Raw genomic sequence first — 9,141 nt, 5'->3', positions numbered from 1 at the left:
CCTGCCCCTTCAGCCGTGTAAGCGTAGTTAAGAACAAGCCCTATGTGTCTTGCGCCGAGTGGCGGGAAAGGGTGCTTCCCGAAATCGTGAAATTGAAGCCCTATCTGACATTCACCAGCCAGTCGAACTACCCGTCCGTTCCGCAGGACCAGATGGTCGAGGGACTGAGAAGTCTCTGGGACCGGATCATCGAAACGGGCTCCCATATCGTGGCCATCCGCAACACGCCCTTTGTAAAGTTCGACCCTTCCGACTGCCTGAACGCGACCCCGGCAAAATGCTTCACGAAACGCAGCGAAGGCACGCCAAGCAACGTCATGGCGCAGGCTGCCAAGGGCGATGCCAACGTGACGTTTGTCGACATGATCGATGCCATATGCGATCCGCAGCAATGCCCGGCAGTCGTCGGCAATATCATCGTCTGGCGTGACGATCATCACCTGACCGCGAGCTATTCGCTTGCGCTGGCTCCCTATCTGGCGCAGAAGGCCGGACTCTGRGGTCGGCGGTGCCGGTCACGGCACGAAGCCGAAGGCGAAGGCCAGCGGCAGCGCCGCCARCGCCAGCTCGACCACGATCGAAGCCCAGTTGAAGGGCGTGTTGGCRCCGTCCGACATCATCGACAGAAGCCGGCCGAAAGCGGTGAACAGCCAGGAAAAGYCGAGCGCCATGTAAAGCAGCGGCTGCGCAAGCAGAATGCAGCACAGGCTGACGCCAAGATAGAAGCCCGACATACGGCCGCGCCCTTCGGCGATCGCCGCCGCCTTTTCCGGCTTGGCCTGCAGGCGCAGGATGCGGAAGGCGAGGTTCGGCGCCAGGAACAGGATGAGCCCGATGAGCAAGGTCACGACGGCGCTCGACCATGCCAGCCACTCGCCCTGGCTCGCGGGCCACGGAAAGGCAAAGTCCATCTGATCCCCTCRCAAATTCTTGTTTGAAATTGCCGGCATTCTAGCGGAGGAAAAACCGCGCGCCAGATAGTCGCCGGCACTACGAGCAATTCCAGGAAAAGTGTACAATGTTGAGCTCGGCGACTTCGCCGTAGCTTTCCGTTCGGAATTGCGCAAAACGAAAGTTAGAAATCGCACACGAGGGAAGGCGTCCCGGTCAGGAGGCCGTCCAATCAGGACAGCGCGAAATCGATTGCCGCTTCGGCATGGATGCGGGTGGTGTCAAACACCGGAATGTCGAAATCGCCCTGCCCGATCAGCATGGTGATCTCGGTGCAGCCCATGATGAGGCCGTCGATCTGGCTGTCGCGTTTCATGCGGGCGATCTCGTCGACATAGGCCGACTTCGAATCGGCTTTGACGACGCCCTGGCAGAGCTCGTCATAGATCACCCGGTGCACCATGTCGCGACCGGCCTGGTCCGRCACCACCGGGTGCAGGCCGTATTTGTCGGCGAGGCGGCCCTTGTAGAAATCCWGTTCCATGGTGAAGCGCGTCGCGAGCAGCGCCGGACGCCGCACGCCGGCCTCGACCACCGCATGCGCCGTCGCATCGGCGATGTGAATGAGCGGGATCGACACCGCCGCCTGCACCGTGTCGGCAAGCTTGTGCATGGTGTTGGTGCAGATCACCAGGCCCTCGGCGCCGCCGGCCTCCAGCCTGCGCGCGGCTTCCACCAGAAGGACGCCGGCGCCTTCCCAGTCGCCCRCATGCTGGCGCTCGGCGATCTCGGCGAAATCGAACGACCAAATCAACAGCTTGGCCGAATGCAGCCCGCCCAGGCGCTCGCGCGCGATCTCGTTGAGCAGGCGGTAATAGATCGCCGTCGATTCCCAGCTCATGCCGCCAAGCAGGCCAAGGGTTTTCATGATGGCTTGTTCCTTTCCTATGCAATCTCTATATTGTGACTACATGAGACTACAAGGGATGATGTCATCATGAGAACCGTCCAGCTTCGGGAGGCCAAGGCAGGGCTTTCGGCACTCGTCGAAGCCGCGGGAAATGGTGAGCCTACTACCATCACCAGGCATGGCAAAGCGATCGCCATGGTTGTTCCGATTGATGAGGGGCGAAAGCTTTATCCGCAAGGCAGCCAAAAAGCCTTTGTCGACTTCCTGCTTCAGTTCCCTGGCGRCATCGAATTTGAGCGAAACGAATCGCCGTCGCGGGACGTCGACTTTTGAGCGGTTACATACTCGATACGTCGTTCCTATCGGCCTTTGCGCCTGACCGTYCTCCGCTTCCCTCGCACGTACGGACTTGGATTGACGGACAGCGGGAGCGTGGCTCCTGGCATATATCGTCCATCGTTGTCTTGGAGCTGGAAAAAGGCATAGCGAAGCTGAAGCGATCGGGCGCAAGTCCGAAGGCGGCGCGTATCGGCGGCTGGTTCGAACAGCTGCTAACGGAATTCGACCAACGCATTCTGGCGGTGGACGTCGCAATCCTACGGGAGGCCGRCAAACTGGAAGATGCCACGGCTGCCAAAGGCTTCAACCCTGGCTTGGCGGATGTGCTGATCGCCTCGACCGCCCGTTTGAACGGCATGTCCGTCCTAACAGCCAATGTCCGGCATTTTGCGATTCTCGATGTACCTCACCTGAACCCCTTCATGGAGAGCGGTCCGGGGGAGTAATTCCGCAAACTCACAAGAAGCTCTGCGGGTCGATGTCTACCTGCACGCGCACCGAGCCGCGCAGTTTCGGCCCATCCGCCAGCATCTTCCGGATGAAGCCTTGCATGTCGGCGCGCCGCTCGCCCTGCACCAGCAGGCGGAAGCGATGGCGCCCGCCGATCAGCGACAGCGGCGCCTCGGCCGGCCCGAGCACGAAGAGATCGGACGCCGTAGGCGCCGCGCGCCGCAGGCCCCGCGCATGGGTTTCGGCCTCGCCTCGTGTCRCAGCGCTGACGATGATGCCGGCGAGCCGGCCGAAGGGTGGCAGCGCCGCCCGCTCGCGCTCGGTGATCTCGCGCTCGTAAAAAGACTCCGAATCGCCGGAGACGATCGCCCGCATCACCGGATGGTCGGGCTGATAGGTTTGCAGCAGGCCAAGGCTCTTTTTGCCGGTACGCCCGGCGCGCCCCGTCACCTGGCTGAGCAGCTGGAAGGTGCGCTCGGCCGCGCGCGGATCGCCATTGGCGAGGCCGAGATCGGCGTCGACGACGCCGACCAGCGTCATGCCGGGGAAGTTGTGGCCCTTGGCGACCAACTGGGTACCGATGACGATGTCGGCCTCGCCATTGGCGACGGCCTCCAGCTCGAGCCTCAGCCGGCGCACGCCGCCCAAAAGATCGGATGACAGCACGATGGTGCGCGCCTCCGGGAAATGCGCCACCACTTCCTCGGCGATGCGCTCGACGCCCGGCCCGCACGCCACCAAGTGGTCAAGTGTGCCGCATTCCGGGCAGGCCTCCGGCCGCCGCTCATTGTGGCCGCAGTGATGGCAGACAAGCTGGCCGCGAAAACGGTGCTCGACCAGCCAGGCCGAGCAGACCGGGCAGCCGAAGCGGTGGCCGCAGACGCGGCAGAGCGTCAGCGGCGCATAGCCGCGCCTGTTGAGGAAGAGCAGCGACTGTTCTTGTCTCTCCAGCGTGCACCGCATTTGTTCCAAAAGGATAGGCGACAGGAAGCCGCCGCGCGCCGGCGGCGCGCGCCGCATGTCGATCGACTTGAGGTCGGGGAGTGCGGCCTCGGCGAAGCGCGACGACAACACAGCCCGGTGATAGCGGCCCTGGCTGGCATTGACCCGGCTTTCCACCGACGGGGTGGCCGAGGCGAGCACGACCGGGAAGCCGCCAATATGGCCGCGTACCACCGCCATGTCGCGCGCATTATAGAAGACGCGGTCTTCCTGCTTGTAGGCCGGGTCGTGCTCCTCGTCGACAACGATCAGCCCGAGTTCCTTGAACGGCAGGAACAGCGCCGAACGCGCGCCGGCGACGACCCGCACGCCGCCCTCGGCCACCTGCCGCCAGACGCGTTCGCGCATCCTCGGCGGCAGGTCCGAATGCCATTCCGCCGGCTTGGCGCCGAACCGGTCCTGGAAGCGCTCGAGGAAGGCATGCGTCAGCGCGATTTCCGGCAGCAGGATGAGCACCTGCCTGCCTTTGTCGAGCGCCGCCGCCACCGCCTCGAAATAGACCTCGGTCTTGCCGGAGCCGGTGACGCCGTCGAGAAGAGTGACATTGAAGGCGTCCGCCGCGACCGCCGCACGCACCTTTTCCGCCGCGGCCTTCTGGTCCGGCATCAAGTCCGGCATGGCATGGCGAGGGTCGGGCGCCGCGACCACGGGTCTTGGCGGGATCATCACCGTCTCGAACACGCCTTGTGCCCGCAAGCCATCGATCACCGTCGAGGAGACGCCCGCCGCATGCGCGAGCCCTGAGCGTGTCCAGGCCAGGCCGCCTTCGGCCGTTTCCAGCACTCGCCGCCGCGCCTCTGTCAATCGGTCGGGCTCGGCGAGCGTGCGCTGCAGGCCCTCGATCCAGGGTTCCGGATCAAAGGCTTCTGGCGCTCTCAGCAGCATCCGCGCCACCATCCCGGGGGCAGATAGCGTGTAATGCGYGATCCAGTCGACAAAGCGGCGCATCGATTTGTCGATCGGCGGACAGTCGAAGACCTCCTCGATCGGCCRCAGCTTCTTCGGATCGACGGATTCGACGACGGCATCCCATACGATGCCGGCGACCTGGCGCGGCCCCAGCGGCACGCGCACGATCGAGCCCGGCACCACGCGCATGCCTGGCGGCACTGCATAGGTGTAGGGCCGTTCGGCCGRCATCGGCACCAGCACCGGCGCTGCCGCGACAAAGGGCGAATCTTCCATCATGAAGCGTGACCTTGCCCCGACTTTGCTCTAGATCAAAGGGTGACCCTCGAACGTGCCTGGCCGGCACCATGCAATCCCCAAGGAGACCGCCATGAAGTTTTTTGTCGATACCGCCGACATCAAGGAGATCAAGGAGCTGAATGATCTGGGGCTGCTCGATGGGGTCACCACCAACCCCTCGCTGATCCTGAAATCGGGCGGCAAGATCTCCGAGGTGACCAAGCAGATCTGCGACATCGTCGAAGGCCCGGTTTCGGCCGAGGTCGTGGCGACCGAGTTCAAGGACATGATGGGAGAGGCCGAGGCGCTGGCCAAGATCGCGCCGAATGTCTGCATCAAGGTGCCGCTGACGCTGGACGGGCTGAAGGCCTGCAAGACCATCCGCACCGAGTTGAACCGCATGGTCAACGTCACGCTCTGCTTTTCGGCCAACCAGGCCCTGCTCGCCGCCAAGGCCGGCGCCTCCTTCATCTCCCCCTTCGTCGGCCGCATCGACGACACCGGCTCGGACGGCATGGAGCTGATCTCGGAAATCCGCACCATCTATGACAATTACGATTTCAAGACCGAGATCCTGACCGCGTCGGTGCGCACGGTGAACCACGTCAAGCAGGCCGCGCTCATCGGCTCCGATGTCGTGACCGCGCCGCCGGCGACGCTGAGGGCACTGGTCAACCACCCGCTGACCGACAAGGGCCTTGCCGCCTTCCTCGCCGACTGGGCCAAGACCGGCCAGAAAATCAACTGAGGCAAGYACCGCATAGCAAAAAGGCCGGGCAACCGGCCTTTCTTGTCTTCTTTGGCAAAGTGCCGATGCCTTGGCAGGTCGCTGCCTTGGAGATTGGCCGGAGCCATGCCGTGACGCTTGAGTGCTCCCACGGTGCAGAATTCTGCTCCGCTGCACCCTTCGACGGAATGGATCCCAGGGTCTCAGCGACGCCGCTTCGCGGCCRCTCCGCCTAGGGATGACGAGGTTGGGGAGACTTCGGCCAATCGCCAGCGTTTGCGCTGATTTCACCGAAACGACGGCGAAAATCTTGCTCGCCGACAAGCCTGCGACCTTTCAAAATTCCTCTGTCGAAAGAATTACGCCTTCTTGCCGTGCCTGGCTAAGTCCTGCGCGATCGCCAGCCTGAGCAGGTCGGCGAGTTCACGAGCGGCGCGGTTCTCGGCATCGATCTGCGCCCGGTAGGCGGCGAACTCCTGGCGCGGCTTGTCGAAGGACGACGGGATCGAGCGCTTGCCGACCGCGATCACCGTGCCGGTCGCGGCATCCCGGAGCACATAATTGGCGGTGAGCGTCACCGTGCCCGCCGTCGGCTCGTCCTCTTCGGTCTGCACCTGCACGATGGCCGCCGACTCGACCAGCTCGCTGACGCCGAGGTCGAGCGTGTAGGCGGGCGAGGCCGGCTCGCCCGAGCCCTGGCCGAAGGCGAAGATCAAATTGTTGCGCAGCTGCTGGCCGTAGCGGGTCTTGACCGRCTTGATCGAGATCGACGCGAGTTCGGCGGATGCGCCGACCTGCGAGCCGGCGACAAGCGGCGCGCTGGAGTAGAGCGGCCGCACCGTGCAGGCCGAGACCAGCGCCAGCGAGGCTACCAGGCCGCAGACCGCCACGCGGCCGAGCAGGCGTGCCGCCTCTGACTTTTCCGAATCAGGCAACGACATTGACGATCCTCTGCGGGACGATGATGACCTTGCGCGGGGCCTTACCATCGAGCGCTTTTTGCACGAAGTCGAGAGCCAGCACTGCTTTTTCGACGGCACCTTGATCTGCGTCGCGGGCAATTGTCAAATCCCCGCGCTTCTTGCCGTTGACCTGCACCGGCAGCACGATCTCGTTGTCGACGACCAAAGCCGGATCGTAGACCGGCCACGGCCGCTCCGCGACCATCTCGGTGCCTCCCAGCGTCTCCCAGCATTCCTCGGCCAGATGCGGCATGACCGGGGCGATCACATGCACCAGGATCTCCGCGGCCTCGCGGCAGGCGCCTTTCAGCGCCGCGTCGGCCTTGCCTTCGGCGACATCGTTGAGCGGCGCGGTCAGCGCATTGGCGAGCTCGTAGATGCGTGCAATCGCCCGGTTGAAGCCGAGCTTCTCGATGTCCTCGCCGATCGCCTTCAGGATCTTGTGCGCGGCCTTGGAGACGGCGCCCGCCTCGCCTTCCTTCGCCGCCTCTGGCTTCACGCCGTCGAGCGATTCGGCAGCGATCTGCACCAGGCGCCAGACGCGCTGCACGAAGCGATGCGCGCCGGCCGCACCTTCATCCGTCCATTCGACGTCGCGTTCGGGCGGCGAGTCCGACAGCATGAACCAGCGCGCGGTGTCGGCGCCGTAGCCGTCGGTGATCTCTTCCGGACTCACCGTGTTCTTCTTCGACTTCGACATCTTCTCGAGCGCGCCGATCGTCGCCTCCTCGCCGGTCGCGATCTCGATGGCGCGGCGCTTGCCGCCGACGTCCTCGATCCTGACCTCGCTCGGTGACAGCCAGCGCCCATTGGTCGACGAGCCGCCGACACGATAGGTCTCGTGCACCACCATCCCTTGAGTGAACAGGCCCTTGAACGGCTCGGCGAGATTGAGATGGCCGGTCTCGCGCATGGCGCGGGTGAAGAAGCGCGAATAGAGCAGGTGCAGGATCGCGTGCTCGATGCCGCCGATATACTGGTCGACCGCCAGCCAATCATCGGCCGCCTTCGGCTCGGTCGGCTCGTTGGCCCACGGCGCGGTGAAGCGCGCGAAATACCAGGACGAGTCGACGAAGGTGTCCATCGTGTCGGTCTCTCGCCGCGCGTCGCGACCGCATCGCGGGCACTTCACGTGACGCCAGGTCGGATGCCGGTCGAGCGGGTTCCCCGGACGGTCGAACTCGATGTCGTCGGGCARCCTGACCGGCAGGTCGGCCTTCGGCACCGGAACCACGCCGCAGGCTTCGCAGTGGATCATCGGGATCGGGCAGCCCCAATAGCGCTGGCGCGAAATGYCCCAGTCGCGCAGTCGGAAGTTCACCTTCCGCTCCGCCATCGCCCGGCCGCCGACGGTCTTCTGCTCCAGCAGCTTCGCCACCTCATCGAAGGCCTGCTCAGGCTTCATGCCGTCGAGGAAGCGCGAATTGATCATGACGCCGTCGCCGTCATAGGCCTCCTCTATGATCTGGAAGGTCTTGGCGTCGGCGCCCTCCGGCATCACCACCGGGATCACCGGCAGCCCGTATTTGTTGGCGAAGTCGAGGTCGCGCTGGTCGCCCGACGGGCAACCGAAGATGGCGCCGGTGYCGTATTCCATCAGCACGAAATTGGCGACATAGACGGGCAGGGTCCAACTGTCGTCGAACGGATGGACGACGCGAATGCCAGTGTCGAAACCCTTCTTCTCGGCCGTCTCCAGCGCCGCCACCGAGGTGCCCATCTGGCGGACCTCTTCGATGAACTTGGCCAGCGCCGGATTGCTCTCGGCAGCCTTCTTGGCCAGCGGATGATCGGCGGCCACCGCCATGAACGAGGCGCCGAAGATGGTGTCCGGCCTGGTCGTATAGACTTCCAGTTCGTGCATGTCGCCGACAGGAGCAGCCAGCGGCCAGCGGATCAGCAGACCTTCCGAGCGGCCGATCCAGTTGTGCTGCATCAGCTTGACCTTTTCCGGCCACTCATCGAGCAGGTTGAGCGATTCCAGCAGGTCCTGCGCGTAGTCGGTGATCTTGAAGAACCACTGCGTCAGTTCGCGCTGCTYGACCAGCGCGCCCGAGCGCCAGCCGCGGCCGTCGATGACCTGCTCGTTGGCAAGCACCGTCATGTCCTCTGGGTCCCAATTGACCTTGGAGGACTTGCGCGTCACCAGCCCCCTCTCGACGAAGTCGAGGAACAGCATCTGCTGGCGGTGGTAGTAGTCGACATCGCAGGTGGCGAATTCGCGCGCCCAGTCGAGCGACAGGCCCATGACCTTGAGCTGCTCGCGCATGACGGCGATGTTCTCATAGGTCCAGTCCTTGGGATGGACCTTGTTCTGCATCGCCGCGTTCTCGGCCGGCATGCCGAAGGCGTCCCAGCCCATCGGATGCAGCACGTTGAAGCCTTTGGCCCGCTTGTAGCGCGCCACGACGTCGCCCATCGTGTAGTTGCGGGTGTGGCCGATATGGATCTTCCCCGACGGATAGGGGAACATTTCGAGCACGTAGTATTTCGGCTTCGGGTCGTCGTTCCTGGCCTCGAACAGCTTCTTTTCGGCCCAGGCTTTCTGCCATTTGGGCTCTGAGGTGCGCGGATTGTATCGTTCGGTTGCCATCGGATGTTTTTCACTTAAAAGCAGGGACGCGGCGCCAGGCCAGCGGCCTTGGAAAATGTCGTCGCGGTGTTCACCATGG

Annotated in this window: 8 protein-coding genes and 1 pseudogene; 4 read left to right on the top strand and 5 right to left on the bottom strand. The window is 64.0% G+C overall.

Features of this window, described 5'->3' with window-relative positions:
• Positions 1–152 precede the first annotated feature (152 nt).
• Positions 153–422 (top strand): annotated as a pseudogene (locus ORS3428_RS34400) (hypothetical protein); the annotation flags it as partial.
• A 93-nt stretch (positions 423–515) separates the two neighbouring features.
• Here the strand turns inward: ORS3428_RS34400 and ORS3428_RS10295 are convergent.
• Together ORS3428_RS10295 and ORS3428_RS10290 are read right to left on the bottom strand one after the other, a co-directional pair.
• Positions 516–911, bottom strand: a complete 396-nt coding sequence (locus tag ORS3428_RS10295; RefSeq protein ID WP_071097086.1) for an AGROH133_08824 family phage infection protein — start codon at positions 909–911, stop codon at positions 516–518.
• A gap of 212 nt (positions 912–1,123) precedes the next feature.
• Positions 1,124–1,819, bottom strand: a complete 696-nt coding sequence (locus ORS3428_RS10290; RefSeq protein ID WP_071097083.1) for an aspartate/glutamate racemase family protein — start codon at positions 1,817–1,819, stop codon at positions 1,124–1,126.
• A gap of 69 nt (positions 1,820–1,888) precedes the next feature.
• Between ORS3428_RS10290 and ORS3428_RS10285 the strand changes: the two genes are divergently transcribed.
• Positions 1,889–2,134, top strand: coding sequence for a type II toxin-antitoxin system Phd/YefM family antitoxin (locus ORS3428_RS10285; RefSeq protein ID WP_071097081.1), 246 nt, complete (start codon positions 1,889–1,891; stop codon positions 2,132–2,134).
• Positions 2,131–2,586, top strand: coding sequence for a type II toxin-antitoxin system VapC family toxin (locus ORS3428_RS10280; protein ID WP_071097079.1), 456 nt, complete (start codon positions 2,131–2,133; stop codon positions 2,584–2,586). The genes ORS3428_RS10285 and ORS3428_RS10280 overlap by 4 nt, the downstream gene beginning before the upstream one ends.
• Before the next feature lie 10 nt (positions 2,587–2,596).
• Here ORS3428_RS10280 and ORS3428_RS10275 read toward each other — a convergent pair whose 3' ends face one another.
• Entirely contained in the window at positions 2,597–4,780 is a 2,184-nt protein-coding gene (locus tag ORS3428_RS10275; RefSeq protein WP_071097077.1) for a primosomal protein N', read from the bottom strand.
• A 91-nt stretch (positions 4,781–4,871) separates the two neighbouring features.
• Between ORS3428_RS10275 and fsa the strand changes: the two genes are divergently transcribed.
• On the top strand, positions 4,872–5,528 hold the full coding sequence (fsa, locus tag ORS3428_RS10270; protein WP_071097075.1) for a fructose-6-phosphate aldolase: 657 nt from the start codon (positions 4,872–4,874) through the stop codon (positions 5,526–5,528).
• A 338-nt stretch (positions 5,529–5,866) separates the two neighbouring features.
• Here the strand turns inward: fsa and lptE are convergent, their stop codons facing one another.
• Complete coding sequence (gene lptE, locus ORS3428_RS10265) at positions 5,867–6,448, bottom strand: LPS assembly lipoprotein LptE (protein WP_071097072.1); 582 nt, start codon at positions 6,446–6,448, stop codon at positions 5,867–5,869.
• On the bottom strand, positions 6,435–9,062 hold the full coding sequence (gene leuS, locus ORS3428_RS10260) for a leucine--tRNA ligase (RefSeq protein ID WP_071097070.1): 2,628 nt from the start codon (positions 9,060–9,062) through the stop codon (positions 6,435–6,437). Before leuS ends, lptE begins: the two co-directional genes overlap by 14 nt.
• Positions 9,063–9,141 lie beyond the last annotated feature (79 nt).

This window comes from Mesorhizobium sp. ORS 3428 (assembly GCF_001854785.1).
Lineage (GTDB): Bacteria > Pseudomonadota > Alphaproteobacteria > Rhizobiales > Rhizobiaceae > Mesorhizobium.
This window is presented reverse-complemented; position numbering and strand designations above follow the sequence as displayed.

Excerpts from the sequence above, each read along its gene's own strand:
- fsa (WP_071097075.1), top strand. The coding sequence starts at position 4,872 with ATGAAGTTTTTTGTCGATACCGCCGACATCAAGGAGATCAAGGAGCTG.